Source organism: Thiocystis violacea, from assembly GCF_016583575.1.
GTDB classification, from domain to species: domain Bacteria; phylum Pseudomonadota; class Gammaproteobacteria; order Chromatiales; family Chromatiaceae; genus Thiocystis; species Thiocystis violacea.
This window is the reverse complement of record NZ_NRRG01000011.1, coordinates 82,521-107,813: the sequence shown is the minus strand read 5'-3', so window position 1 is coordinate 107,813 and position 25,293 is coordinate 82,521. Positions and strand designations below refer to the sequence as shown.

General features: G+C 65.3%; 23 protein-coding genes. 14 read left to right on the top strand and 9 right to left on the bottom strand.

Annotation, left to right across the window (positions count from 1 at the left end):
• Window positions 1-168: 168 nt before the first annotated feature.
• The 3 genes from CKO27_RS07875 to hcp all read right to left on the bottom strand — a co-directional run bounded on the left by CKO27_RS07875 (window position 169) and on the right by hcp (window position 3,705).
• A complete protein-coding gene (locus tag CKO27_RS07875) occupies window positions 169-594 on the bottom strand; it encodes a tetratricopeptide repeat protein (protein WP_200374327.1) in 426 nt (141 codons plus the stop codon).
• 78 nt (window positions 595-672) lie between these two features.
• On the bottom strand, window positions 673-2,178 hold the full coding sequence (locus CKO27_RS07870) for a multiheme c-type cytochrome (protein WP_200374326.1): 1,506 nt from the start codon (window positions 2,176-2,178) through the stop codon (window positions 673-675).
• Between the two features lie 234 nt (window positions 2,179-2,412).
• Window positions 2,413-3,705, bottom strand: a complete 1,293-nt coding sequence (gene hcp / locus CKO27_RS07865; protein ID WP_200374325.1) for a hydroxylamine reductase — start codon at window positions 3,703-3,705, stop codon at window positions 2,413-2,415.
• A gap of 298 nt (window positions 3,706-4,003) precedes the next feature.
• Between hcp and ppnP the strand changes: the two genes are divergently transcribed.
• From ppnP to rimK, 5 genes are all read left to right on the top strand, one after another.
• Window positions 4,004-4,318 (top strand): pyrimidine/purine nucleoside phosphorylase, encoded by a 315-nt coding sequence (gene ppnP / locus CKO27_RS07860; RefSeq protein ID WP_200374324.1) that lies wholly within the window; start codon window positions 4,004-4,006, stop codon window positions 4,316-4,318.
• Window positions 4,319-4,378: 60 nt separating this feature from the next.
• Window positions 4,379-6,106, top strand: a complete 1,728-nt coding sequence (locus CKO27_RS07855) for a potassium/proton antiporter (RefSeq protein WP_200374323.1) — start codon at window positions 4,379-4,381, stop codon at window positions 6,104-6,106.
• A gap of 79 nt (window positions 6,107-6,185) precedes the next feature.
• Entirely contained in the window at window positions 6,186-7,052 is an 867-nt protein-coding gene (gene hisG / locus CKO27_RS07850) for an ATP phosphoribosyltransferase (RefSeq protein WP_200374322.1), read from the top strand.
• Window positions 7,053-7,352: 300 nt separating this feature from the next.
• A complete protein-coding gene (lspA, locus tag CKO27_RS07845) occupies window positions 7,353-7,862 on the top strand; it encodes a signal peptidase II (RefSeq protein ID WP_200374321.1) in 510 nt (169 codons plus the stop codon).
• A gap of 274 nt (window positions 7,863-8,136) precedes the next feature.
• A complete protein-coding gene (gene rimK / locus CKO27_RS07840; protein ID WP_200374320.1) occupies window positions 8,137-9,042 on the top strand; it encodes a 30S ribosomal protein S6--L-glutamate ligase in 906 nt (301 codons plus the stop codon).
• Window positions 9,043-9,095: 53 nt separating this feature from the next.
• Here the strand turns inward: rimK and CKO27_RS07835 are convergent, their stop codons facing one another.
• Window positions 9,096-9,341 carry a hypothetical protein gene (locus CKO27_RS07835; protein ID WP_200374319.1) on the bottom strand — a complete coding sequence of 82 codons (246 nt, stop codon included), beginning with the start codon at window positions 9,339-9,341 and terminating at the stop codon, window positions 9,096-9,098.
• Between the two features lie 30 nt (window positions 9,342-9,371).
• On the opposite strand from CKO27_RS07835, the gene CKO27_RS07830 reads away from it, so the two are divergent.
• Window positions 9,372-9,659: a hypothetical protein gene (locus tag CKO27_RS07830; RefSeq protein ID WP_200374318.1), complete on the top strand. Its 288-nt coding sequence runs from the start codon at window positions 9,372-9,374 to the stop codon at window positions 9,657-9,659.
• A 37-nt stretch (window positions 9,660-9,696) separates the two neighbouring features.
• Here CKO27_RS07830 and CKO27_RS07825 read toward each other — a convergent pair whose 3' ends face one another.
• Window positions 9,697-10,467, bottom strand: a complete 771-nt coding sequence (locus tag CKO27_RS07825; RefSeq protein WP_242470789.1) for a retropepsin-like aspartic protease family protein — start codon at window positions 10,465-10,467, stop codon at window positions 9,697-9,699.
• A gap of 370 nt (window positions 10,468-10,837) precedes the next feature.
• Here CKO27_RS07825 and CKO27_RS07820 point away from each other — a divergent pair, with 370 nt between their 5' ends.
• Together CKO27_RS07820 and CKO27_RS07815 are read left to right on the top strand one after the other, a co-directional pair.
• Window positions 10,838-12,811, top strand: a complete 1,974-nt coding sequence (locus CKO27_RS07820) for an SLC13 family permease (RefSeq protein ID WP_200374317.1) — start codon at window positions 10,838-10,840, stop codon at window positions 12,809-12,811.
• Window positions 12,812-12,999: 188 nt separating this feature from the next.
• The gene (locus CKO27_RS07815) at window positions 13,000-13,305 is read left to right on the top strand and encodes a hypothetical protein (protein WP_200374316.1); all 306 of its coding nucleotides are present in this window, start codon (window positions 13,000-13,002) and stop codon (window positions 13,303-13,305) included.
• Here the strand turns inward: CKO27_RS07815 and CKO27_RS07810 are convergent.
• Both CKO27_RS07810 and cobD read right to left on the bottom strand, forming a co-directional pair.
• Entirely contained in the window at window positions 13,267-14,082 is an 816-nt protein-coding gene (locus CKO27_RS07810) for a hypothetical protein (protein ID WP_200374315.1), read from the bottom strand. The genes CKO27_RS07815 and CKO27_RS07810 overlap by 39 nt on opposite strands.
• A gap of 57 nt (window positions 14,083-14,139) precedes the next feature.
• Window positions 14,140-15,216 (bottom strand): threonine-phosphate decarboxylase CobD, encoded by a 1,077-nt coding sequence (gene cobD / locus CKO27_RS07805; RefSeq protein WP_242470788.1) that lies wholly within the window; start codon window positions 15,214-15,216, stop codon window positions 14,140-14,142.
• 268 nt (window positions 15,217-15,484) lie between these two features.
• Between cobD and CKO27_RS07800 the strand changes: the two genes are divergently transcribed.
• On the top strand, window positions 15,485-15,823 hold the full coding sequence (locus CKO27_RS07800; RefSeq protein ID WP_200374314.1) for a TusE/DsrC/DsvC family sulfur relay protein: 339 nt from the start codon (window positions 15,485-15,487) through the stop codon (window positions 15,821-15,823).
• A gap of 60 nt (window positions 15,824-15,883) precedes the next feature.
• Here CKO27_RS07800 and CKO27_RS07795 read toward each other — a convergent pair whose 3' ends face one another.
• The gene (locus CKO27_RS07795) at window positions 15,884-17,626 is read right to left on the bottom strand and encodes a SufS family cysteine desulfurase (RefSeq protein WP_200374313.1); all 1,743 of its coding nucleotides are present in this window, start codon (window positions 17,624-17,626) and stop codon (window positions 15,884-15,886) included.
• A gap of 496 nt (window positions 17,627-18,122) precedes the next feature.
• Between CKO27_RS07795 and CKO27_RS07790 the strand changes: the two genes are divergently transcribed.
• The 4 genes from CKO27_RS07790 (at window position 18,123) to CKO27_RS07775 (ending at window position 22,270) form a co-directional block, all read left to right on the top strand.
• The gene (locus tag CKO27_RS07790; protein ID WP_200374312.1) at window positions 18,123-18,362 is read left to right on the top strand and encodes a hypothetical protein; all 240 of its coding nucleotides are present in this window, start codon (window positions 18,123-18,125) and stop codon (window positions 18,360-18,362) included.
• The gene (locus CKO27_RS07785; RefSeq protein ID WP_200374311.1) at window positions 18,359-19,093 is read left to right on the top strand and encodes an ABC transporter ATP-binding protein; all 735 of its coding nucleotides are present in this window, start codon (window positions 18,359-18,361) and stop codon (window positions 19,091-19,093) included. The genes CKO27_RS07790 and CKO27_RS07785 overlap by 4 nt, the downstream gene beginning before the upstream one ends.
• Window positions 19,090-21,612, top strand: a complete 2,523-nt coding sequence (locus CKO27_RS07780) for an FtsX-like permease family protein (protein ID WP_338115938.1) — start codon at window positions 19,090-19,092, stop codon at window positions 21,610-21,612. Before CKO27_RS07785 ends, CKO27_RS07780 begins: the two co-directional genes overlap by 4 nt.
• Window positions 21,613-21,805: 193 nt before the next feature.
• Window positions 21,806-22,270: a DUF2934 domain-containing protein gene (locus CKO27_RS07775; RefSeq protein WP_200374310.1), complete on the top strand. Its 465-nt coding sequence runs from the start codon at window positions 21,806-21,808 to the stop codon at window positions 22,268-22,270.
• 116 nt (window positions 22,271-22,386) lie between these two features.
• Here CKO27_RS07775 and CKO27_RS07770 read toward each other — a convergent pair whose 3' ends face one another.
• Window positions 22,387-23,061 carry a DUF3334 family protein gene (locus CKO27_RS07770; protein ID WP_338115937.1) on the bottom strand — a complete coding sequence of 225 codons (675 nt, stop codon included), beginning with the start codon at window positions 23,059-23,061 and terminating at the stop codon, window positions 22,387-22,389.
• Window positions 23,062-23,345: 284 nt separating this feature from the next.
• Here CKO27_RS07770 and CKO27_RS07765 point away from each other — a divergent pair, with 284 nt between their 5' ends.
• Window positions 23,346-25,220 carry an LTA synthase family protein gene (locus CKO27_RS07765; protein ID WP_200374309.1) on the top strand — a complete coding sequence of 625 codons (1,875 nt, stop codon included), beginning with the start codon at window positions 23,346-23,348 and terminating at the stop codon, window positions 25,218-25,220.
• Window positions 25,221-25,293 lie beyond the last annotated feature (73 nt).

Sequence of the window (25,293 nt, the reverse complement as noted above, 5' to 3'; positions counted from 1 at the left end):
ACCATCCCATTATCCTTGTATCTTGAGCCCGGAGCGTACAGGATCCTTGTATCTTGAGCCCGGAGCGTACAGGATGGGCATCGCTCTCGCTCTGCCCATCCTACGGCGCTTATAGCTCGGTGCGAGGGTAATGGGTTTCGCCGTGCTCGACCCATCCACAACCCAGAATCATTCCTCCAGACGCCTGTCGATCCAGGCGATCAAGCGATCCGCCTCGGTCCCTTTCTCGGGATCGAGACGCTTGGCCTCCTGAAGCGCGGCGCGGGCCAGGGCGTGGCGTCCGAGATGAATATCGGCGATGGCCATCCCGACGAAGGCGTCGGCATTCCCCGCGTTCAGTCCGATCGCCGCGCGAAACCGCTCGATCGCCTCTTCGTGTCGTTGCTTGAGCAGCAAGGCCCCGCCGAGACGGGTGTAGGCGAGCGACGAGCCGGCATCGGCCGCGATGGCCTGTTCGAGCAGGCCGATCGCCGCGTCGACCTCCCCGGCCTGGAGCTTGCCCTCCCCGGCCCGAATCAGCGCGGTGGAATCCTCGGCCAGTAGGAACGAGGGGATGCAGATGAGCAGAACCAACAGGTAGCGAAGCCGTGACATGATGGACCCTCGGCAGGCGGATGAAGGCACGTCCCTGTGCGTCCTGATCGCGCGGGCGGACCGGAGCCCGCCCAGGATCTATTTCAACGAGTCCTTGCCGTAACGAGCCTCGAAGCCCTTGCGGACGTTCTCGAGCTGCTCGGGGTTCATGCCGTTGAAATACCAGTCATGTCCTTCGTTCGGCGCGAAATGCTTCTTCAGCATGGCGGTGGCGAACTCCTCGTTGCCATCCTTCTTGTGCACCACCTCCTTGAGTTCCGGAATCCACTCGAAATAGGTGTTCTTGGCCACCTCGTAGATGCCATGCCACCAGGTGTAGTCCGGTCCGTTCATGGAAGCGCCGTGACGGGCGCGCCGGCCTTCGTGATGCCAGATCTCCCACCAGACCCATTCGATCTTCTCGTCGAAGGGCGCGCCCGTGATGTAGCCGCCGTCCTTCAGCTCGCCCATGATGGCGGAGATGGGTTTGGCGAATTTCTCGTTGTAGAGATCTACCACGTCGTCGAACTGCTTGTAGTGGCCCTCGATGACGCTGGTAGAGTGACAGCCGAAGCAGACCGCTTCCATCTTGGCGCGCCGATCCCGCCAGGTCAGCACCTCGATCACCTTGGAGTCCTTGGCCACGTCGCCGACCTTGGGGATCTCCTTGCCTTCCGGAACGTCGAACTCGTCGCCGTTCTCCAGGCGCACCAGGTTGATCTTGGTGGAAATGGGCGGACGCAGGGTCCAGGAGATGCGCTCGCCGACGTTGTGCGTCTTGCCGATCCCAGGGCCGGCGCTCATGTGGCAGGTGGCGCAGGTGGGCGCGGCGCTGTAGTCGACCCCGGCGACCCATTTATCCGAGTCCAGGTTCATCTCATCGACCTTGGCGCGATAGATGATGCCGTGCTTGGATTCGTTGTAGACCTCGATCTGGGGATGATCGGGTCCGACATGACACTTGCCGCAGGTGTCGGGCGTGCGGGCCTGGGCGCGCGAGAAGCGGTGGCGGCCATGACAGGCCGAGCAGGAACCGAGGCTCCCGTCCGGGTTGACGCGCCCGATGCCGGTGTTGGGCCAGGTGCCGGGCGTGGGACGGCCCTTGTCCTTGCCCTCGGTGATGAATTCCAGTTCGCCGCCGTGACATTGCTTGCAGCCGGCATTGACCGCCGCCGGACCGCCGACCACCTCGCCAAGCAGGTTGTCCAGCGAGGCGAGGATCCGACCCGCCTTGGCGTGGTGCGAGCCGTCCATCTCCTCGAACTCGATCTTGTGACAGGTCGAACAATCCTTGGGCGTGACCACGATGGAGATGAAGGCCCCCTCGTGCTTGAAGGCGTCGATATCCCCTTCCTTCGCCTGGTGGCAATCCAGACAGTTGACGCCGGATTGGCCATGCTGGCTGCTGTTCCACTCCATGTAGAGCCCAGGGCTTTCGGTCATATGACAATCCACGCATTCCTGCCCCCGCGGATCGCCCCAATCGACTCCGGCCTCACCCGGCGGACGCGCGGCATTCGCCGACGACAGCAGCGAGCCGAGACCGACGACGAGGCAGAGCCTGGCCAATAGGCTCGGCCAGGAATCATGTGGTTGACGCTTCATGATGCACTCCTTAGTTATGTTAGCGTGGCCCCCCTCGGGCTTAGGTCAGCCGGGGGGCTTGGCTTCCTCCTGGATGACGATGGACCCTTGGTCCTTTCGTCGTCCGCACGGACATCGGCCGAGCCCGCCGAGTCCATGCGCGCCTCGTTGCTTCCATCCAGGATCGAAGGTGCCGGTGCGCCACGAAATCATCCTTGATACACATCAAGTTCGATCAAAAGGCGTCGAGCGGTATCAGGCCCCCATCGCCAGGCGCAGATCGCTCTTGGGATCGTCGCCCGTGAGACGCAGATCGAAGCGCTCCTGGAGCACGGCGAAGACGTTGGGGGTAATGAAGCCCGGAGGGTTGGGACCGAGCCGGATGCCCTTGACGCCAAGGCTCAGCAGGGTCAGCAGCACCGCCACGGCCTTCTGCTCGAACCAGCTCACGACCAGGGTGAGCGGCAGATCGTTCACGCCACAGTTGAACGCCTTGGCCAGGGCCAGGGCGACCGCGATCGCGCCATAGGCGTCGTTGCACTGTCCCATGTCCATCAGACGCGGCAGGCCCAGGTGCTCGCCATAGTCATGGTCGCGGATACGGTACTTGCCGCAGCCCAGCGTCAGGATGAAGGAATCGCTCGGGGTGGCCTGCGCGAAATCGGTGAAATAGTTGCGCCCTTTCTCCGCCCCGTCGCAGCCGCCGATGACGAAGAAGTGACTGATCTGGCCGGCCTTGACCGCGTCCACGATCACCTGGGCCTGGTCCAGTAGGACGCTGCGATGAAAGCCGATGGTGGACTCGCCGACGAGGGTCTCCTCGCAGGGATCGCAGCGGCGCGCCTCCGCGATCACCGCGCTGAAGTCGTCATCCATCAGACATTGACCGCCGGGCACGGCGGTCGCGCGCATGGTGAAGAGCCGGCCCTTGTAGCTCTCCGGGGGAATCAGCACGCAATTGGTGGTGCCGACCACCGGACCGGGGAAGGCCGCGAATTCCTTCTTCTGGTTCTGCCAGGCGCCGCCGTAGTGACCGGCCAGATTCGGGTGCTCGCGCAGCTTCGGATACATGTGCGCGGGCAGCATCTCGCCGTGGGTGTAGACCTTGATGTCCGTCCCCTTGACCTGTTCGAGCAGATTCCAGAGATCCACCAGGTCGTGACCCGTGACCAGGATGCCCGGTCCCGCCTGGGTTCCTTCCTTCACCTTGGCCGGCGACGGCTTGCCGAAGGTCTCCACATGACCCTCGTCGAGCAGTTCCATGACCCGCAGATTCATCTCGCCGCACTTGAGGCAGTAGGCCAGCATCGACTCCAGGTCGAAGTTGACGTTGGTCATGGTCGCGAACAGGGCCTCCTCGATGAAGGCCGAGACGCGGTCATCGTACTTACCCATTCGACGGGCATGATGGGCATAGGCGGCCATACCCTTGAGGCCGTAGAGCAGGGTCTCCTGGAGTGATTGGACATCGGCGTCCTTGCCGCAGACGCCGGGTGAGTTGACGCAGGCGGTCTGACGGAAGGTTTGTTCACATTGATTACAAAACATGCTGGCCTCTGAATCCGGGAAATGGGTCAAGACGCGATGGCCATTGGGTCTCGACGGCCCAAGAGTGGCGTGGGCGCAAGTCTTGCCGATAGGGATGACAGGGGCCTTGACCGAGGTCAAGGTGACCACCGGGACGTCCCGACCCGGCCGGCCGCCTTCGCGAGGCCGTCGCGCGCTCTGGACGCGCATCGAGAATGGTAGGATGCGAGGGTCAACCCCCGCCGAGCGGGGCTGATCGCGGCGCGATTCACAACTCCGTTTCGCACCGGAACCCGACCCAACCACCCAGGAACCGACGATGTCCGAATTCACCCATGTCACCGTGACCAAGGCCGCCAACATCTATTTCGATGGGGGCGTGACCAGCCGCACCCTGATCTTTCCGGACGGCCAACGTAAGACGCTCGGAATCATGCAGCCGGGCGAATTCGAGTTCGGCACCCAGGCGGCGGAGTTGATGGAGATCCTGAGCGGAGAACTGGACGTTCAACTCCCCGGCGCGGAGGGCTGGCGCCGGATTCAGGGCGGCGAGTCCTTCGAGGTCCCCGCCAACGCCAAATTCACCGTCCGGGTCCTGAGTCTGACGGATTACTGCTGCTCGTTCCTGTCCTGAAACAGCCGTCGGCCAGACCTCGCGCCCGCCGGCGACCTTGATGAAAGCCGCTAAAGCCGCATGGATCTAACCAACCAGATCATTCTCATCGGTTCGCTGGTGCTGTTCGTCAGCGTGCTCGCCAGCGTCGTGACCAGCCGGCTCGGCGCGCCCCTGCTGCTGGTCTTCCTGGTCATCGGCATGCTGCTGGGCGAGGACGGCCCCGGCGGCATCGCCTTCGGCGACATCCAGCTCGCCCATCTGCTCGGTAGCCTGGCGCTGGCCATCATCCTTTTCGATGGCGGCCTGGCGACCCCCTACAAGGACTTCCGCGTCGGCCTCAAGCCCGCGCTTGGACTGGCGACCCTGGGCGTGGCGGTCACCGCCGCCGTCACGGGACTGTTCGCGGTCTGGTGGCTCGAACTGCGATGGCTGGAGGGCCTGCTGCTGGGCGCCATCGTCGGCTCGACCGATGCCGCGGCGGTCTTCTCGCTGCTGCGTTCACGCGGTCTGGAGCTGAAACAGCGGGTGGGGGCGACCCTGGAGATCGAGTCCGGCAGCAACGATCCCATGGCGGTCTTTCTCACCATCGCCCTGATCGAGCTGCTGCTCGTCGACCAGGCCAATCCGGGGCTGATCCTGCTCATGGAGTTCTTCCGCCAGATGGGCCTTGGGATGCTCATCGGAATCGGCGGCGGATTCGCGCTCGTCTGGCTGATCAACCGGTTGGAAATGTCGCCGGGACTCCATCCGCTGGCGATCATGGCCGGCGGCCTGAGCCTGTTCGGCATCACGGCGGCGCTCGACGGCAGCGGCTTCCTGGCCATCTATCTGGTCGGACTGGTGATCGGCAATCGGCCCCTGCATTCGAGACTGGAGATCAAGCGTTTTCACGACGGCATCGCCCGGCTCGCTCAGATCGGCATGTTCCTGATGCTGGGGCTGCTGGTCACGCCCTCCGCGCTCCTGCCGGTAGCACCGGACGCGCTCCTGTTCGCGGGTGTGCTCATCCTGATCGCCCGGCCGCTGGCGGTCGGGTTGTGTCTGCTGCCGTTCCGATTTCCGTGGCGCGAGCAGTTGTTCCTCGCCTGGGTCGGACTGCGCGGCGCGGTGCCGATCATTCTGGCGCTCTTCCCATTGCTCGCGGGCCTGGATCAGGCCCCCATGATCTTCAATATCGTCTTCTTCGTGGTGCTGGTGTCGCTCCTCATCCAGGGCTGGACCGTTACCTCGTTCGCCCGCCTGCTGGATCTGGAGATCCCGCCCACCACGCATCGGGTCCAGCGCGTGGAGCTGGACATCCCAGGTCAACAGGAGCTTGAGCTGGTGGGCTACCGGCTGGCGGAAAACGCCCCCGTCATCCAGGATCGGCGCGCCGAGCCGCGCCTGCCCAAGGGCGCCCGCCTGGTCGCGGTCCTGCGCGACAAGCACCTGCTGGAGACATCCGCCCCGCTGGATCCGCGCGCGAACGATTACGTCTATCTCCTGGCGGACCCCAGGGATCTGGCGGAACTCGACCGATTGTTCGTCGCGCGCCCCGACGAACGCCTGTCCGAACGCGCCTTCTTCGGCGAATTCGTCCTCAATGGCGACGCCCGTCTGGCCGATCTCTGCGCCTTCTACGGACTGGATACCTCGGGCGTCGAGCCGGATCTCACACTCGACGCGCGCATCCGCCGCGACCTCAACGCCCACCCGGTGGTGGGCGATCGGCTGCGTCTCGGCGCCATGGAACTGGTGGTGCGGGAGGTCGAGGACGACCGGATTCGGAAAGTGGGACTCAAGCTGACCAAGACGCGCCGGTCCTGAGTCGGTGGTGAATGCGTGGTGACTGGTGAGTGTCGGGATACAATCGCGGCACTCTTCATCACAGGGTTCACGATCGACCATGCTCAAACTTGGCATCCCCAAGGGCAGTCTCCAGGAGGCCACCATCGACCTCTTCGCCCAGGCCGGCTGGCGCATCACGCCACACTCGCGCAACTACTATCCCGACATCGACGATCCGGAGATCCACTGCTCGCTGCTGCGCGCCCAGGAGATGGCCCGCTATGTCGAGCGCGGCACCCTGGATCTGGGTCTGACCGGTCTGGACTGGATCCTGGAGACCGAGGCGGATGTGGAGCAGATCTGCACCCTCACCTATTCCAAGGCATCCAACCGTCCGAGCCGCTGGGTTCTGGTGGTTCCGGAGCACTCGCCGATCCAGTCGGTCGCGGATCTTCAGGGTTGCAAGGTCGCCACCGAACTGGTGGGCTTCACCAAGCGCTATCTGGCCGAGCGCGGAGTCACCGCCGAGGTGGAGTTCTCCTGGGGCGCCACCGAGGCCAAGGCGGTCGAGGGACTGGTCGACGCCGTGGTCGAGATCACCGAGACCGGCAGCACCATCCGCGCCCACGGGCTGCGGATCGTCGAGGATCTGCTGATCACCGATACCCGCCTGATCGCCAACCGGGAGGCCATGCGCGACCCGGCGCGGCGCGCGCGCATCGAGCAGATCGCGCTGATGCTCCAGGCGGCCCTGGCCGCCCGACACAAGGTCGCGCTCAAATGCAACGTGCCCGCGGAACTCCTCGACGCCGTGGTCGAGCTGCTGCCGAGTCTCCACGCCCCGACGGTGAGTCATCTCTACGACCCGCGATGGCTCGCGGTGGAGACCATCGTCGACTCCGCCCTGGTGCGCGATCTCATCCCCCGGCTACGCGCCGCCGGGGCCGAGGGGATTCTGGAGTACGAACTGCGGAAAATGATCTGAGGACGCGAGACCCGATCCAGCCTCCGGATCCGATTGGATGGATGGAACGGTCACGGCATGAAGCCGAAGCTTGGCACGGACGCCGACTGGCCGTGAAACCCATCGACTACCGCTCCAAGACTTAACGAAAACGCCCTGTGCAACTAAAAGGGGCAAAGGCCCGCGGAAGCCGGCCGAGTTCGACGGCGAGGCCGGGCGCGCCCGAAAAGGTCGCGCCGAGTCGGCCGGAATCGCTCGGCGCCAGGGTATAATGCCCCCCACGCATCCGAGCCTGGGCTCGACAAGGGGAGAAACGGCATCTTGAAACACTGGCTCTGGCTCTCGTTCGCGGTTCTGGCTCTGGATCAGGTCAGCAAATGGATGGTGCTCCTGACCCTGAGTCCGTTCGAGACGGTCGCCTTGATCCCTAACGTCAACCTGACCCTCATGTTCAACAAGGGGGCGGCCTTCAGCTTCCTGGCGACGGCCGGGGGTTGGCAGCGCTGGCTCCTGGCCGGCCTGGCGCTGGTGGTGACCGGCGTGCTGACGGTCTGGCTGGCCCGGCTCAAGCCGGAGGAACGGCTCCAGGCATCGGCGCTCGCGCTGCTCATCGGCGGCGCGCTCGGCAATCTGATCGACCGCGTTCTCTTCGGTCATGTGGTGGATTTCATTCAGGTCTATCTGCCCGTCATCCCGCTCGACCTTTTCAATCCCTGGCCGGCGTTCAACATCGCCGACAGCGCCATCACCATCGGTGTCCTGATCCTGCTGATCACGACGCTGACGGCGGACGGGAACCGCGCGCCGCCGTCGAGCGGGACATCGGCCTGACCGGAGGCATCCGCCCCGCCCGCGACCGCCAGGAATCGGTGCCGCGAGTCCGGTAATCGCGGCACGATTTAGGTATCATGCGCATCCCATCGGGATCATCCGGTCCCTGACCCACGAGCCCCCGGCGACGCTGTTCGATCAGCCCCCGCGCCGCTCATCCGTATCCCTATAGCGTCGAACCCGCCCCAGCCAAGTAACCCTTATCCGAGTCGAGCATAGGGCCTGGGCCGGGCGTTACCGGCATCGAGCTCCAGCTCATTTCCCGGAGACTCTCATGAGAATTGCCATCCTCTCGCGCAATCCGTCCCTCTATTCCACCCGCCGACTGGTGGAGGCCGCGCGCGCGCGCGGGCATGAGTCCAAGGTCATCGATGTGCTGCGCTGCTATATGAACATCACGTCCCATGCGCCATCGATCCACTACAAGGGCGAGGATCTCAAGGATTTCGACGCCGTGATCCCGCGCATCGGCGCCTCGGTGACCTTCTACGGAACGGCGGTGCTGCGGCAGTTCGAGATGCTCGGGGTCTATCCGCTGAACGAGTCGGTCGCCATCACGCGCGCGCGCGACAAACTGCGCTCGCTGCAACTGCTGGCGCGCAAGGGGATCGGTCTGCCCATCACCGGCTTCGCGCACGCCCCGGACGACGTGCAGGATCTGATCAAGATGGTCGGCGGCGCGCCGCTGGTCATCAAGCTGCTGGAGGGCACCCAGGGGATCGGCGTGGTGCTGGCCGAGACCCACAAGGCGGCCGAGAGCGTCATCGAGGCCTTCATGGGGCTCAAGGTCAACATTCTGGTGCAGGAATTCATCAGCGAGGCCAATGGCGCGGACATCCGCTGCCTGGTGATCGGCGACAAGGTGGTCGCCACCATGAAGCGCCAGGCCAAGGAGGGTGAGTTCCGCTCCAACCTCCATCGTGGCGGAACCCCCTCGCTGATCCGCATCACGCCCGAGGAGCGTTCGACCGCGACCCGCGCGGCGCGGATCATGGGGCTCAACGTCGCCGGGGTGGATATTCTCCGCTCCAATCATGGTCCGGTCGTGATGGAAGTGAACTCCTCTCCGGGACTCGCTGGGATCGAGTCGACCACGGGCAAGGATGTCGCGGGTCTCATGATCGACTTCATCGAGAAGAACGCCGCGCTCGGTAAGACACGCACCCGCGGGCAAGGCTGAGATGAACGCCCGCCGCCGCCATCAGCCGGCACGAACCGCGCCCGCCCGCTCGCTCAATACCAGATTTCGAGTACGGAAATCGAGGCGTGGGTCACGATGCTGGGGAGGGATTCATGAAAGCATGCGCGGGATTCCCTGGCCAGGCTCCGCTCGAAGCCGGCGTCGGCCAGTGAGACACTCTTGGTATCATCAGGGATGCCTTGAACCCCTCGGACGAGCCGGTCGTCGCGTGCTTCGGAGGGGGTCGGAGGAATCGCCCACCCCGCGAAAATGAACGTCGTGTCGAGGCCGGTTGCCATGCCGGGCCGATTTCGCCCTTGGAGCGCCACATGTCAAACGGTTTCGTACTCGTACTCCTGAGGGAACTGCGAGAGGGTCTGCAAAAATTCCGGCAGGACTCCACCGAACGGATGGACGGATCCAACGAGCGCCTGGAGCAGGCCATCGGCAGTCTGGCGCGCATCGAGAACGACCTCAACGAGCTGAGGAAATACATGCGCCAGATCGCCTTGAATCAGGCCAAGCACGAGGAGTTTCAGTCGACCAACGTCGAGAATCTCGACAAGGAACTGCGCGATATCAAGGAACAGCTCCGCCGACTCAAGCCGATGCGTTAGCCAAGGCGTCGACCAGCGCCTCCCCGACAGGGAAGATTCATTTCGAGCCCAGCGTCAGTTGGCTCTTTTCATCATCGATCGTCATGCGGAACCGCCCGAGCAGGCTCATGCCCAAGAGCGAGGTTCCGCCCAGGCTCTGGTCGTCGATGAAGGCGACATCGACATTCTCGACCCGTTTTCCCCCGACCCAGATGGCGTTCAACTGGCCGACCCGCGCATCGACCGATCCGTTGGCGGTCTGAACCTGCTGCTCCTGGAGACCTTCGGTGGATAGGCCAAGCGTGGACAGGAGCGAGATCGGCAATACCACGCGATCAGCGCCCGTATCGATGAGCATGGACTCCTGTATCTGTTGTTGATTGGATCCCTCCAACCCAAGCGTGACGAGGTGCGAGGAGCCGCGGCGCTGCGTCGCCAGGACGATTTCGTCCCCGGTCGATTCTGGCGGGACGCCCTCGACGCCGCCGGCCTGAGCGTCGACCACCATCGGCGGCGGCACATAGGCCGCCTTCTCTCCCAGGATGATCACCCGCTCGATCCCGGCACCGGGGCTCTGCACGATCACATGATCGAAGTCCTCCAGGAGCAGATGCAGGCGCTCAAGTAGACTCCCGTCCACCGAATGCGCCTTGGCATCCTCGGTCTGTTCGATCCCTCGCACCTCGAATCCAAATTCCGACCTCAACCGTTCGAGTTCCACCGCGACCTCGACCCGTGGCGCTCGGGGTGACTCATCGGCCGCCGCGAGGGCCAGACTCCACCCGATCATGGGCAGAGCGAGCAGGGACCATCGGTTGGGAAGCATCATGGTTTCAGGCTCCGAAAAGGCGGTCTGGAAAGCGAATCGACAGACTATCAGCGACATCCGACGCCCGCCATCATCCCGGTCGATTGTCAGGCATCGGCCCTGGGCAAGCACGAAAAAAGGAAGGAATATTAGGGTTTCTTAAAGTAATATCGACGATCCACGGGACAGAAGGCATGCCGCGATCCTCGGGTTCGAACGAACCCGTCGCGAACCAGAGGTCGCCTCCAGCCAGCTCCTGGCCTCGCGGATTCACCCTCCCGGCCGATCGCGCCAGCGCCCGCCCATCGGCCCCGGCCTGGTCGCTCCAGGCTGGGCGACGATTCCCGAAATTCGCCAAGCACTCCAACACACTCGCACGAGAGGACACGCCATGCTCGCCGCCATCCGAGCCCTATCCAAAACAGACCTCGCGGCCGCCCTGTTCGCGGCGTTCGCCATTTATCTGGCGGGGATCGTCCCGACCACCGAGATCGCCTGGGTGAGCGCCTTCCTGCTACTCACCGTTTTCCTGTTCGCCTTCGAGGTGGTCGGCGTCGACGTGGCGGCGATCACGGTCATGGTGTTGCTCGGCCTGACGAGCCTGGCCGCGCCCTGGATCGGCCTGGAACAGGGCCTGGTACCGGTCGAGCATCTCTTCGATGGCTTCGCGAGTAACGCGGTGATCTCCATCATCGCGGTCATGATCGTCGGTGCCGGTCTCGACAAGACCGGCATCATGTCGAAGGTCGCCGCCTTCATCATGCGCATCGGCGGCACCACCGAGGCGCGCATCATTCCGCTGATCTCGGGCACGGTCGGGACCATCTCCAGCTTCATGCAGAACGTCGGCGCCGCCGCCCTGTTCATACCCGTCGTCAGTCGCATCTCGGCCCGCACCGGCCTGCCCATGTCACGCCTGCTGATGCCGATGGGTTTTTGCGCCCTGCTCGGCGGCACCATCACCATGGTCGGCTCCAGTCCGCTGATCCTGCTCAACGACCTCATCCTCACCTCCAACACGGCCCTGCCGGAAGGGGTCGCGCCGATGGCGACCTTCAACCTCTTCGACGTGACGCCGATCGGTATCGCGCTATTGGGTTCCGGCATCGTCTATTTCGTGCTGGCCGGGCGCTTCATCCTGCCCTCGCGCGGGACCGACAAGCTGGAGGGCAGCGATACCAGCCAGTATTTCGCCGACACCTACGGGCTGAACGATGTACAGATCGGCGAGTTCCGCGTCCCGCGTGAAAGCAACCTGATCGGGATGAGCGTCGATGAACTTGAGCGGACCTGGAAGGTGCGGATCGTCGCCGTCGAGAAGGGCGATGGCCTGCGCTTCGGCGCCGATGGGGTCGACCGCACGCTCGGCATCACCGCCGGCACCACGCTCGGACTGCTCGGCAACGCCGATTCCTTCCTGGATTTCAGCAACGCCAACAAGGTCGAGCGCAAGCGGGATCTGGAGCTCTTCTCCGAGGCCATGGCCAATACCAAGGCCGGCATCGCGGAGATCGTCATTCCGCCCGGCTCCAGCCTCCTTGGCAAGACCGCGCGCGACATCTGGTTGCGCAAGACCTACGGACTCTCGCTGCTGGCGATCAATCGCGGCGGCGAGCAGATCACCTACAAGACCGGCGGCGTGCGCAACACCGCCTTCGTCGCCGGCGACGCCCTGGTGGTGCACACCACCTGGGCCGATCTCGCCCGCATCGAGCAGGATCGCAATTTCGTGGTGGTCACCACCGAGTACCCGCACGAGGAACTGCGGCCACACAAGGTTCCGGCGGCGCTCGCCCTGTTCGCCCTGACGCTTGGACTCATCCTCTTCACCGATCTTCGGTTGTCCGTCGCCTTGCTGACGGGTGCCCTGGGCATGGTGCTGACGCGCGTGCTGTCGATCGAGGAGGCCTACGAGGCGGTGAGCTGGAAGACCATCTTTCTGCTGGCCTCGCTCATTCCGCTGGGCATCGCCGTGGAACAGAGCGGCACCGCGGCCTGGATCGCGGAACGGACGCTGGCGGCCCTGGGCGACGTGCCGATCTGGGTGGTCCAGGCCGCGCTGGCCGTCCTCGCCACCGCCTTCACCCTGGTGATGTCGAACGTCGGCGCCACCGTGCTGCTGGTTCCGCTGGCGGTCAACATGGCCCTCGGAGTCGGAGCCAATCCGGCGGTCTTCGCGCTCACCGTGGCCATCGCGACCTCCAACTCCTTCTTCCTGCCCACGCATCAGGTGAACGCCCTGATCATGGGTCCGGGCGGATACCGGGTGACGGACTACATGCGTGCCGGCGGCATCATGACCGTCATCTTCCTCGTCGTCGCCCTCATCATGCTGAACCTGGTATTCGAGACCGCGAGTCTCTGAAAGGCCGGATGATCGAGGCCGGTCGTGCCCGCGCCGCGGGCACCGACCGGCCCGGACGACTCCCCGGTCAAGCGCGGGCGACCAAGAGGGCAAGACTGTCGGCTTAAGTGTTTTACCGGATTACGCGAAAACACCATGGGGTTAGGATGACGACACGGTGTACCTGCCTACAGCAGGAAGGAGCGGACATGCCAGACGCGGATCCTCATCCAATCAAATGCTCGGTCGCGAATCTGAACGAGCGCAGGCTGCGACGCCTGGAGCAATCCATCGCGACCACTCGAACCAAGCTCGACGTCGTCGGCATCCGGATCGAATGGCTCGGGCGCAAGCTATTGAGCACGGAACTCGAAAAGGCCGAGCTGCGCCGGACGCTCGCCGAGGGGATCTGGGAGTTCAACCTGCTGCGCCATCGGCTCAAGCACGAGCGACCGAGCACCCCTGAGGAGCGACCGCTAGCCGACGACGTCAAGCCACGACTCGACCATGGGTGAGCGGGCGACCGGCCCCCACTCCCGATCCACGTCTGGCGGTCTAACCTTCGAGCGGAACGAGCCGTCCTCGCCAGGGACCAAGAGCCAATCCCCAACCCCCCTGTGCAGGCCCATCGCGATCCAACCCGCGATTCTGGCGCGCGGTCCAAGTGGTCTCGACCCGATCCCCATCTGAGCACAGGCGACCATCGCCCCGACGAGCGCGGCGATGTCGAAACGACCCAGACGGCGCAAGGCGCGATAGAACCTGTCGCGGCGGACTGGTGCCCGCCAGGCGCTGGATGGATCGAGCCAGTCCAGAAGCTCGGGCTCATCCAGGATCATGGGCCAATCCCAGTCGACGGATCCCGCTTCGCGCCCCCATCGACCAGGGCCTTCCGAACCCGGCGGCCTCATTCCTACGCGCGCACCGGCCCCTTCCTCGCCGCCGAGTCCAAGGCAGGTCAGTCGCGGGCATCCGGCCAGTTTCGCCCGCTCGGCCGCATGACGACCGACGCTCAGCGCGACGTCCAGGCGATGCCGGTCCATCCTGGAACCGGAATCCGCGCCGCCCGGAGACAGGCCGCCGGTGTCGATGACCTCGATCTCGGCCTTGGCCTGTTCCGCCAGTAGAGCGAGGATCCCGGCGTCCAGACCCTCGGCCCAAGGCGCGCCCGGCGCCGCGCCCCTGTCCCGTCTCAAGCGAGCCGACAGACTCGGATCCGCGACGAAGAGCACTAGTCTCGGGGAACCGCCACCCTGGCTCGCCGGATGGAGGCTGGACCGGAAAGGAGGCACGCAAAGCCTCTCGGACCCATGCGAGGCCGGAATCGAAAGCCAATCGGGCATCCTCATCTAGCGCGGCGCCACGCGGTCCGGGTCATCCGCGCCCCGGCTCCAATCGCCGGCGATCGACCCCAGCGCCCGCTCAAGCCTCTCCCATTCGGACGCCCGTCCGGGCAATCCGAAACGCAGACTGGCCGGATGCTCGAAGTGTCGCGCCAGGATGGCGCGCTCGCCCAGGGCCGTCTGGAGCCGCTCCGCCTCCGGGGTCAACACCCATTGAAAAAGCGCGGTGCCACCCGCCGGCGCGAGCCCGTGACGACGCAAGAGCGCGGCTAGCCGGGCGGAGGCCGCCGGCAAGGCGGCGCGCGTGACCGCCTGCCAATCGGCGTCGACCAGCGCCTGACGGGCGATCCAGCGCGAAGGCCCGGCCAGTGTCCAGGGTCCGAGCCGGCGCGCGACCCGCTCGCGCAGATTCGGCTCGGCGAACAGAAAGCCGACGCGCGCCCCGGCCAAGCCGAAGAACTTACCGAGCGAGCGCAGCACCAGGAGTCCGGGAAGACCGACATAGGGCATCAGACTCCCGGCGGGTGTCGTATCCATGAAGGCCTCGTCGACCACCAGCCAACCGCCGCGCGCGGCGAGACGCGCCCGCCAGTCGAGCAGGAGTTCCGGGGGCCAGACCTGCCCCGTCGGGTTGTTGGGATTGATCGCGACCAGACAATCGAACTGGTCTGGACCGGCGTCCAGAAGGGATCCGGGATCGCCGTTCGCCAGCGCGACGACCTCATGTCCGGCGCGGCGCCAGGCGTGGGCATGCTCCTGATAGCCCACCTCGGGTATCCCGACCCGGCCGGGGGGGCGCAGTGTCGGCAGGATCTGGATGGCGGCCTGCGAGCCCGCCAGCGGCAAGGCGTCCGGCGCGCCGTAATAAGCCGCCGCCGCCGATTCCAAGCCATCGCCATCTTCCGGCAGACGCCCCCAAACGAAGGCCGGAACGACCGGAACCGGCCAGGCCAGCGGATTGATGCCGGTCGAGAGATCCAGCCAGTCCTCCAGCGGACGACCGAAACGGACAGCGGCCTCGCGCAGCCGGCCACCATGATGGGGTGATGCATGCGGTCCCAGAGCGGTGTCTCCTCGACTCAAAAACCGTGCAATTTCTCATCCGGCCCGGATTTCGGCAAGCACTCACGGCACCTCGCCATCGGGGCATGATCGACATCGTCCAGGCCCGATCCGGCACGAACCAGGCGAGCCATCCCATCGCCCGCGCCGAGACCCGCGGCCCGAGCGCGCAAAGCGGGTGACGATCCGATCATAAAATCATAAAATTCCAATGTTTTGATTGAACACGAAACAAGAGGCCGCCACCTTGGGGGCCACCAAGAATTCATGACGAAGAGAGGAGCAAACCATGGCCATCGAGGTAAACGGGCAAACCATCGCGACCACCGACAGTGGTTATCTGGAGAATCACGCCGACTGGAACGAGGATGTCGCGCGCCGGCTGGCCGAGATCGAGGGGATCGAGCTGACCGACAAGCACTGGGATGTGGTCAAGTATCTGCGCGACGAGTACATCAATAATGGCCAGAACCAGCCGATGGAGCGCGTGGTACTGAAGGACATGGCCAAGCTGTGGGGCAGCAAGCCCACCAGCAAGGATCTGTACCAGCTCTTTCCGCTGGCGCCCACCAAGCAGGGCACCAAGATCGCGGGCCTGCCGGCGGTCAACCGCAAGGGTGGTTACTGAGGGATCCCTCGTCCCCGAACGACCGGGCCGGCGATCCGCCGGCCTTTTTTTCGAGCCCGCTCAACCCGCGAGCGGGCTCGCCAACCGACGCAACCGCCGCACCATCGACTCCAGCCCGTTGCGACGGGTCAGACTGAGATGCCGGTCCAGACCGATGCGCGCGAAGAACGCCTCGGCGTCGAAGCCCATGATGTCGCGCGCGCGCTGCCCCGAATAGAGCTGCTGGAGCAGGGCGATCAGGCCGCGCACGATGTTGGCGTCGCTGTCGGCGAGAAACTCGACGATGTCCCGCGAGCCCGGCTTGAGCCGCGCGGCGATATGCACCTGGCTCTGACAGCCAGACACATGATTGGCCTCGGTCTTGAGCGACTCGGGCATGGTCGGCAGCTTGTCGCCCAGGTCGATGATGTGCTGATGGCGCATGGGCCAGTCCGGCAGCAGCTCGAAGATCTCGGCGATCTCCTCGGCGGCGGCTTGCGGCGATTCGGCGACGGCCGCCGGATACACCAGCTCGCGCCCCCCGTCCGCCGTCTGAACGCGAGGCCTGGACGACGCCTGGATGGCCTCCAGCGCCTCGGCCAGACGATCGATCTCCTCCGACCGGTTATAGACGCCCAATGAGGCGCGCGCGGTCGAGGAGACGCCCAGCCGATCCATCAACGGCTGACAGCAATGGTGTCCGGTGCGGATGCAGATCCCTTGCAGATCGAGCTGGGTACCGATATCCAGGGTAGCGATCGGCGGGTCGAGCATCACCCAGGAGATGACGCCGCTCTTGCGTCGGGCCGTGCCCTTGATCGCGAGCCCCGGAATCCGGGACAGACGCTCGGTCGCCTGCCGCAGCAGGGCCTGCTCGTGGAGACCGATCGCCTCGACCCCGATCGACTCGACCCAGTCGATCGCGGCGCCCAGGCCGACCGCGCCCGAGATGTTCGGCGTGCCGGCCTCGAACTTGTTGGGCAGCGGCGCGTAGCTCGTGCCGGCGAAGGTGACGCGCTCGATCATGTCTCCGCCGCCTTGGTAGGGCGGCATGGCCTCCAGCAGATGGCGTTTCCCGTAGAGCACGCCGATACCGGTCGGCCCGTAGAGTTTGTGTCCTGAGAAGACATAGAAATCGGCATCCAGGGCCTGGACATCGGTACGGCCGTGAGCCACCCACTGGGCACCGTCGATCAGCACCAGGGCGCCAGCGGCATGGGCCTCGGCGATGATCTCGGCGACCGGGTTGATGGTACCAAGCGCGTTGGAGACATGATTGACCGCGACCAGCCGGGTGCGGGGCGTCAGCAGGCGTCGATAGGCGTCGAGATCCAGATCGCCCGCGTCGTCGATCGGGATGACCCGGACGCGGGCGCCCGTGGCCTCGGCGACCAACTGCCAGGGCACGATGTTGGAATGGTGTTCCAGGGTCGAGAGCAGGATCTCGTCGCCCGGCTTGAGATTGGCCCGGCCCCAGGAAGCCGCCACCAGGTTGATGGACTCGGTCGCCCCTCGGGTGAAGAGACATTCCGCCGGCTCGGCGGCGCTGAGGAAACGGGCGACGGCCGCGCGCGCCTCTTCGTGCAGACGGGTCGCGGTCTGGGAGAGTCCATAGACACCGCGATGGATATTGGCGTGATGGAGACGATGATAGTCCGCGACCGCCTCGATCACCCGCTCCGGTTGTTGGGTGCTGGCGGCGCTGTCGAGATAGGTCAGCGGCCGACCATGGGCGAGCGTCTTGAGGATCGGGAACTGGGCGCGGATCGACTCCACATCGAGCGGAGCCTGAACCGGCAACCTTGGCGGTGGGTTGAGAGTCATTTTAGAGTGTATTCCAACGCGGGTTCGACGAGCCTATGCGGCCCTATGCGGCCATGAACCCAGTATGACAGTTGGTTACTTCAAGCGAAAGAGATCCGGATTCGCCGGGCGCGACCATGACCGATGCTTGGCTGGGAAACCCCGGCCGCGGCGTCCGATGTCGGCGGCAAGTACATCGCGTCGATACCGCCGCCAACCGCCCCGTCCGGCGTCCATCGATCGTTGGGGTGAACGGTCGACATGCGGCCGCGCCAGATCATGAAGTCGATCCATGAGAATGGCGTCCGCCACGGCAAGACCGACGGCTTCGTCAGCTCAGATCCGCTGGCGCATGGCCGGGCGGTACGGACGGCGGCATATCCCAGCCTGGCCCACTCCATGACGCTCAGGGGTCGACCTGGGATGGAAACGCTTGATGCGCCCGAGAAACTCACCACCTATACGAGGATACGGGTTCCGCTGGGACTCAAGCCAGTCATCGCCTTTGGATACATCCATGCCGCATGTGATCGTCGACCCCGAATCCAGCTCGCTGGCCGAGCGTTTTGCGCTGATCCGTAGCCCGCGCGCGAACCGTGCCCGGTTCCCCGAGGGTTGCGTGACCCTGACCGACGATGAGGCGACGGCGATCGCGGGCGCGAATCCCGAACGTCACCTGCGTCCGGCGCTGGTGTATGGCCCCTCGGCTTCGTCCGAGGGTCAGCGGGTCTACTATCTGGTGCGGTGGCTGGAATGACCCCGAAGGCCGTTCAGGATGGGCGGGGCGACGCCGAGACGACCGCCCTGCGGGTGCGGGACATCCAAAAACACTACCACGAGGGCGCAACCAGGCACCCTGTGCTGGATTCCGTCGGCTTCGATGTCCGACGTGGTGAGTGCGTGGCGCTGCTGGGACGCAGCGGTTCGGGGAAGTCGACACTGCTGAACCTGCTCGCGGGGATCGACCGGCCGGACGCGGGCCGCATCGAGCTATTGGGAGAGCCATTATCCGAGTTGATGGAGCCGGCCCTCACCCTCCTGCGCCGCCGGCACATCGGCTTCATCTACCAGTTCTTCAACCTGATTCCGACCCTGACGGTCGCGGAGAACCTGGCGCTGCCGCTGGAACTCAACGGCCTGGGTCCACGCGAGCGCCAGCCCCGGATCCAGACCATGCTTGAGCGCCTGGGGTTAGAGAACCGCGCGGAGACCTTTCCCGATCAGCTCTCGGGCGGCGAGCAGCAGCGGATCGCGATCGGGCGCGCGCTCATCCACGAGCCCGCGCTGGTTCTGGCCGACGAGCCCACGGGCAATCTGGACGCGGAGACCGGCGAGCGGATCCTGGGGCTGTTGTCGGAGATCTTTCGCGAGCGCGGTCAGACACTCATCCTGGTCACCCATAGCCGGGCGGTGTCGGCGATCGCCGACCGGGTGCTGACCCTGGAGCAGGGCCGGCTGATCGAGGCGGATCTGGAGCCCGCCTGGTGACCCCGATCCTGTGGCGGGCCAGTCTGCGCTTCCTGACTCGCCATCCCTGGCCGTCTGGACTCTCACTGCTCGGCATCGCGCTCGGCGTCGCGGTGGTGGTCGCGGTCGATATCGCCAACGCGAGCGCGCAACGGGCCTTCGAGCGCTCCATCGAGCAGGTCGCCGGACGGGCGACCCATCGGATCGAATCGGCCTCCGGCCAAATCCCGGACGCGCTCCATCCGCGCCTGGTCCGCGAATTGGGGCTGCGCGACGCCTCTCCGGTCATCGAGGCGACGGTTCGGCTGAAAGACGCGACCTTTACCCTGCTTGGCCTGGACCTGCTCGCCCTCGGAACCCTGCGCGGGATCGACGCCGGTATCGAGATCGAAGGCCAGGCGCTGATCCGACTGCTCACCGATCCCGGCACCATTCTGCTCGGTCAGCCCGACGCCGCGCGGCTCGGGGTGGCGCCGGGCGATCGGCTGACCCTGCGGATCGGCGGGCGGGAGCCAGCGGTCGAGCTGCTCGGCGTCCTCGGCCAGGGGTCGGGAACCGGCTGGGACGGGATCATGATCGCGGACATCGCCACGGCGCAGGAGCTGACCGACCGGGTCGGCGCCGTCGACCGGATCGACCTGGTGCTCTCGCCCGAGGAGGTCGAGCGCGTCGCGGCCCATCTACCGGCCGGCTCGCGGCTGCTGCCGTCCGCTCAGCGCGGCACCGCGCTCGAACGGATGACCAGCGCCTTCCGCATCAATCTGACCGCCATGAGCCTGCTCGCCATGCTGGTCGGTGGCTTCATCATCCACAACACCATGACCTTCGCGGTACTGCAACGCCGAACGCTGTTCGGCTCGCTACGCACACTTGGCTGCACCCGCGCCCAACTCTTCACGCTGATTTTGGCCGAGGCGCTGCCCTTCGCGCTGCTCGGTGGACTGCTCGGCGTCGGGCTGGGCGTTCTCGCCGGTTGGGGGCTGGTCGGGCTCGTGACCCGTACCATCAATGACCTCTATTTCACCCTGACGGTGAGCGGGCTCGCGCTCGCCCCGGCGAGCCTGATCAAAGGGGTTGGACTCGGCCTGGTGGTCACGCTCGTCGCCAGCCTGGGTCCGGCGATCGAGGCCGCGCGCACCCAGCCGAGGGAGGTGCTTCGCGAGGGCAGCCTGGAGCGTCTGGGGCAGCGCTGGGTCATCTGGCTCGCCCTCTTTGGAGCAGTTCTGGCGGCCATCGGATGGCTGTCCGCCCTAGCGCCCGGTCGTTCGCTGTCCTTCGGGTTCCTGGCGCTGTTCCTGCTCATCCTCGGCTACAGCCTAGGCGTGCCCTGGCTGCTGCGGATCATCGCCTCGGGCCTAGCCCCTTGGATGGGACGAATCGGTGGGGTGGCCGCCCGGCATGCCGCGCGCGGCATCGCCGCCTCCATCACCCGGACCGGAATCGCGGCCGCCGCCCTGACGGTGGCGATCGCCACGACGGTCGGCGTGGCGGTCATGATCGACAGCTTTCGCGGGAGTCTGGCGCAATGGCTGGAGACGACCCTGCGCAGCGATATCTATGTCGCCGCCCCGTCCGGAACCGGCAGTCAGGCGGACGGGCGACTCCCGCCCGGTATCGCCGAGGCACTGGGGGCCATCGAGGGGATCGCGGAGATGAGCCAGGCGCGCGGCGCCCAGGTCGAGACGGAACATGGCCCGGCCCGTCTGCTGGCGCTCCAGTCCTCCTCGATCTCTCCGAGGGGCTTCGATTTCACCCAGGGCGAGGCGTCCGACCTCTGGCCCCGGTTCGAGGCCGGCGAGGTCATCCTCGTCTCGGAGCCCTTCGCCTATCACCACCGGATCGGCCTGGGCGACCGGGTCGGACTCTTCACGCCGCAAGGCTGGCGCGACTTCGAGATCGGTGGCGTCTTTCGCGATTACGGCTCGGGCAGCGGGATGCTGATGATGGCGCGCCAGTCCCATGCCGCGCTCTGGGGCGATACCTCCATCTCATCGCTGGGCCTGATGGTCGGCGCGGGGGCGGATCGGCGCGAGGTGTTCGAACGGGTCAGAGCGATCGTCGAGTCCCACGACAGGCCGCTGCTGGTCAGTCTCAACGACGAGATTCGCGAACGCTCGCTGGCCATCTTCGACCGCACCTTCGCGATCACCGAGGTGCTGCGGCTGCTCGCCATCGGGGTCGCCTTCGTCGGCGTCCTCAGTGCCCTGATGGCGCTGCAACTGGAGCGCGGTCGCGAGTATGCGATCCTTCGGGCCACCGGCATGACGCGCGGCGAGCTGACTCGACTGGTGCTGATCCAGACCTCGCTCCTGGGACTGGCGGCCGGACTCCTGGCCATTCCCCTGGGCCTGATCATGGGCGACCTGCTGATCCAGGTCATCAATCTGCGATCATTCGGCTGGACCATGCGCCTTTCCCTATCGCCCGCGCCATTGATCTCCGGGGTTCTGCTCGCCTGGCTGGCGGCCTTTCTCGCCGGTATTTATCCGGCCATCCGCTCGGCGAACGCGGAGCCCGCCCGAGCCCTTCGCTCCGAGTGATGTCGTACCCTATTGGAAGAAGGCGCGACACCCCGCCAGGCGGCGACAAAAACCGGGATCAGGCCCCTGGTTTATGTGTATTCTATAAGTTCTCTAAACCGAGGACCGACGGTTCCGCGAGGCCGCTAAACCGATGGGGCATGAGCGGTCATTCCATAGAGAGAAACCAGAATCCAAGAGGCATGCGACAGACATGGCTGACGACAAAATCGTGACGAAAAAGACGGCGGTTAAGAAAGCGGTGGTGAAGAAGACGGCGGACAAGAAGTCGCCCGTCGGCGAGGCGCAGGCCAGCCCGGTGACGACGGCGACGCGAGCGGCCCCGCCCGTCGCGGAGAAACAAACGCCAGCGAAATCGACCGCCAGGAAGTCCACGCCCCCGTCCAGGTCCACGACCGCCAAAACAACGAAGACGGCGGACAAGGCACCCGACGGGGCTGGGCCAGCCGCACCCCAGAAGCTGTCCGATCACAAGGGGAGTCTCCGCCAGTTCGCCAAGACCCCTCCGGAGCAGCGCCTGGACATGATCCGCGAGGCCGCTTACTACAAGGCCGAGAAACGCCACTTCGCGCCAGGGCACGAGGCCGAGGACTGGGCGGATGCCGAGCGCGAAATCGATGAACTCCTCGCGCGCGCCAAGGTGATGACGGGCGACTGAGCGCGATCCAGACGGATTGGCGAGCGCTCGGACGGGGAGTCAGGGGCGCCAAACACCCAGCCTGGCGGATAGCTCTCCCGGAGCCGGAAGAGCCGCCAAGGCCAGGCGAACGCTCGCTAGATCCCCAGCTCGTCCAACAGATCCTGATCGACGAGCGATTCCTGCTTGGTGCTCGTCGGGGATTGCCGACCGACCTCCTCCACGATCCGGTCCGGATCGGTCTCCTCGCGCTCGAAGTCATGGAGTTGGATGAACTCCGTTCTGTCCATCGCCAACTCCATGTAGAAAACACAATGCCGCGCGGTAGTGAAGGCGACCCGCCGCGCCTGGGCGCGGTCCAGGTTGGTGTCGATGCTGACCAGCACTTCCTTGTTGATGGTGAGCATCTTCGGCTGGTTCTGATTGATGGAGACCAGCAGCTCATGCCCCACCTTGCCGGTGAAATCGCCGACGATCTGGTTCATCAGTTCGCCCAGCATGTTCCCCACCTCGTCGGAGGTGTGCTGGGTCGCCAGCTCGGACTCCGGCATCCCCATGCTCATCATGTAGGCGCGGTACAGTTCCATGGCGGACTGGGCCGAGAAGTTGATGATGACCAGACCCGAGAAGCCCCCATCGAAGAGCACGAAGCAACCGATATCCGGCCGCAGACAGGTGCGCGTGATCTTCTGCACCATGGGCGAATAGTTGATCTGAGTCTGGGTGGCGGCCGAGAGAACCTTCTTCACGGAGTTGCACAGCATCAGAAGCACGTCATCGGTCGAGATCGTTTTTGTCTTTGCCTTTGTCACGGATCTTGGTTCCTGCCGGGTTAGCGATTGAGCCGGGGCGCCCGTGCCGTCGAGGTCATCGGATAGGCGGCGCGGGATGTTCAGAATCACGGATTGTTGTACTGGATTTCAAGCACGGGCGATGTGACGACATCCTCACACCGAATCCGTCGCCGCGCCAGTCGCCGCGATGGAATCTCGACGCCCCGCGGCGTTGTTACGCTTTCGAGACATTTTCATGACGATCGGCTAGGCTGTGTGGCATCAGGCGTTCCTCAAGGATCCGTCGTTCCACCGCTACCGACATGAAGCCTCCTTTCGTTCCATCCGCCCTCGCCCATCGCCGTTTGCTCGCCTGGGGCGCCGCCCTGCTGTTCGTGCTGATCTGGTACCTCTTGGCCCAGACGGCGATCAGCCACTTCCTCCAGGTCAAACCCTCGGACTCGGCCTACGCGCGCGACCTGATCGCGCATCTGCTCATCGGCGCCCTCCTCTTCGGACTTTCGCGCTCGCTCAAGTGGTTCATGATGGCGTCGACCGCGCTTTTCAGCGCCTTGACGCTCGGCAACGCCATGAAGCTCTCGACCCTGGGCGCCCCGGTGATGCCGGACGACTTCGCGGCGGCGCGCAATATGTTCCTGCTGCTCGACGGTTGGCCGCTCGTCGGCGCCGTGCTCATGGTCGCGGCCCCGCTCCTGCTGCTGGCCTGGACGATCGCCTGGCGGCGGCGTGAAACCTGGGTCGGCCTGGGCCTGCTCGCGCTGGGCGTGACGCTCCTCACCGTCTTCCCCGGCGACCTCTCGCGCGCGATGGACCGGCACTTCGGTCACTCGGTCTGGAATCAGCCCGAAAACTATCAGTCGCGCGGTCTGCCGATCCATTTGCTTCAAGAGACCGCGCGCGGTCTGGCGCGGCGGGTGGCGCCCCCGACGGTTTCCGAGGTCAGCCAGGCGCTGGAGGTTCTCGACGGCGCCGGATCCGACCGCCTGGTCAAGGTCCAGACCGCCAACCGACCCTCGCGCAATCTGCACATGATCGTCCTGGAATCCTTCTGGGATCCCATGGCACTCACCGCCTCCAGGCTGTCCGCCGATCCGCTGGACCCCGAGTTTCGCCGGCTGTGGGCGGAGGCCGGGCATTCGCACCTCCTCTCCCCCGTGTTCGGCGGTTACACCGCCAACGTGGAGTTCGAGATCCTCTGCGGCTTTCCGGTGACGGAGGACAACGTTTTCTTCGAGACCGGCCTGAAGCGCGAGACGCCCTGTCTTCCCCGTCACCTGGGCGAGGCGGGATACCACGCGATCGCTTCCCACCCCAACGCCGCGTCCTTCTGGAACCGCGTCAATGCCTATCGACGGATCGGGTTCGAGACCTATTGGTCCGATCGGGATTTCGCGCTCGATGACATGAACCAGGTGTTTCTCAGCGATGAATCGCTCTATCGGCAGGTCATGGATCGTCTGGGATCCCGGCTCGATGGCCCGCGACCGCTGTTCAATTTCCTGCTGACCTATTTCGGTCACCTGCCCTACCCGCTCAACGAGCGTCGCCCACCGGTCATCGAGGCGGCCAAGGGTCATGAGGTGGTCGCGGCCTATGCCAACACCATGCACTACAAGTCGCGCGAACTCATGGCCTTTCTGCGTGAGTTGCGCCAGGCGGATCCAGAGGGACTGATCGTACTCTTCGGCGACCATCTCCCCGCGCTGACACCGAATTTCGGCGGTTATACGGAATCCGGCCTGCTGGCCAAACGTCGCGGCGACTTCACCGACCCCATGTTCCGCACCCTGGTCGAGACACCCCTGATCCTGATCGACGGCCAGCGTGGCCCCCTGTCGGTGGGCGATCTGCCCGCCTACCGGTTGCCCGCGCTGCTGCTCGACTTGCTTGGCGACCAGCGACCAAGCCTCATGAAGGTCGCGAGTCAGGCCACGGACCAGTCGCGCATTCGCCCACTGCCGGGCGCGCACTTCGTGCTCGCGGACGCGAATTCACGGGTCTGTCGCGGAACAGACGGCGATCCTCCCGCCTGCGCGGACTCCACGCGCTGGGTTCGGGCCGTCGAGACGCTCAGAACCGATCTCTTCAGTGGCGAACAGCACACACTGCTGGATCTTCACGCCCCCGACACGGGATTCCTGGAGGCGTCCGTGCCATCGGTCCAGCTCCGTCGCTGAGTCCTGGCCGGACCGCTCCCTACCGGTCCATTCGCAAAGACATCCATCACCCGAGCGGTGCATCATCGGTTGG

Excerpts from the sequence above, each read along its gene's own strand:
- CKO27_RS07875 (WP_200374327.1), bottom strand. The coding sequence starts at position 594 with ATGTCACGGCTTCGCTACCTGTTGGTTCTGCTCATCTGCATCCCCTCG.
- CKO27_RS07870 (WP_200374326.1), bottom strand. The coding sequence starts at position 2,178 with ATGAAGCGTCAACCACATGATTCCTGGCCGAGCCTATTGGCCAGGCTC.
- hcp (WP_200374325.1), bottom strand. The coding sequence starts at position 3,705 with ATGTTTTGTAATCAATGTGAACAAACCTTCCGTCAGACCGCCTGCGTC.
- ppnP (WP_200374324.1), top strand. The coding sequence starts at position 4,004 with ATGTCCGAATTCACCCATGTCACCGTGACCAAGGCCGCCAACATCTAT.
- CKO27_RS07855 (WP_200374323.1), top strand. The coding sequence starts at position 4,379 with ATGGATCTAACCAACCAGATCATTCTCATCGGTTCGCTGGTGCTGTTC.
- hisG (WP_200374322.1), top strand. The coding sequence starts at position 6,186 with ATGCTCAAACTTGGCATCCCCAAGGGCAGTCTCCAGGAGGCCACCATC.
- rimK (WP_200374320.1), top strand. The coding sequence starts at position 8,137 with ATGAGAATTGCCATCCTCTCGCGCAATCCGTCCCTCTATTCCACCCGC.
- CKO27_RS07835 (WP_200374319.1), bottom strand. The coding sequence starts at position 9,341 with ATGGCAACCGGCCTCGACACGACGTTCATTTTCGCGGGGTGGGCGATT.
- CKO27_RS07830 (WP_200374318.1), top strand. The coding sequence starts at position 9,372 with ATGTCAAACGGTTTCGTACTCGTACTCCTGAGGGAACTGCGAGAGGGT.
- CKO27_RS07825 (WP_242470789.1), bottom strand. The coding sequence starts at position 10,467 with ATGATGCTTCCCAACCGATGGTCCCTGCTCGCTCTGCCCATGATCGGG.
- CKO27_RS07820 (WP_200374317.1), top strand. The coding sequence starts at position 10,838 with ATGCTCGCCGCCATCCGAGCCCTATCCAAAACAGACCTCGCGGCCGCC.
- CKO27_RS07815 (WP_200374316.1), top strand. The coding sequence starts at position 13,000 with ATGCCAGACGCGGATCCTCATCCAATCAAATGCTCGGTCGCGAATCTG.
- CKO27_RS07800 (WP_200374314.1), top strand. The coding sequence starts at position 15,485 with ATGGCCATCGAGGTAAACGGGCAAACCATCGCGACCACCGACAGTGGT.
- CKO27_RS07795 (WP_200374313.1), bottom strand. The coding sequence starts at position 17,626 with ATGACTCTCAACCCACCGCCAAGGTTGCCGGTTCAGGCTCCGCTCGAT.
- CKO27_RS07790 (WP_200374312.1), top strand. The coding sequence starts at position 18,123 with ATGCCGCATGTGATCGTCGACCCCGAATCCAGCTCGCTGGCCGAGCGT.
- CKO27_RS07785 (WP_200374311.1), top strand. The coding sequence starts at position 18,359 with ATGACCCCGAAGGCCGTTCAGGATGGGCGGGGCGACGCCGAGACGACC.
- CKO27_RS07775 (WP_200374310.1), top strand. The coding sequence starts at position 21,806 with ATGGCTGACGACAAAATCGTGACGAAAAAGACGGCGGTTAAGAAAGCG.
- CKO27_RS07765 (WP_200374309.1), top strand. The coding sequence starts at position 23,346 with ATGAAGCCTCCTTTCGTTCCATCCGCCCTCGCCCATCGCCGTTTGCTC.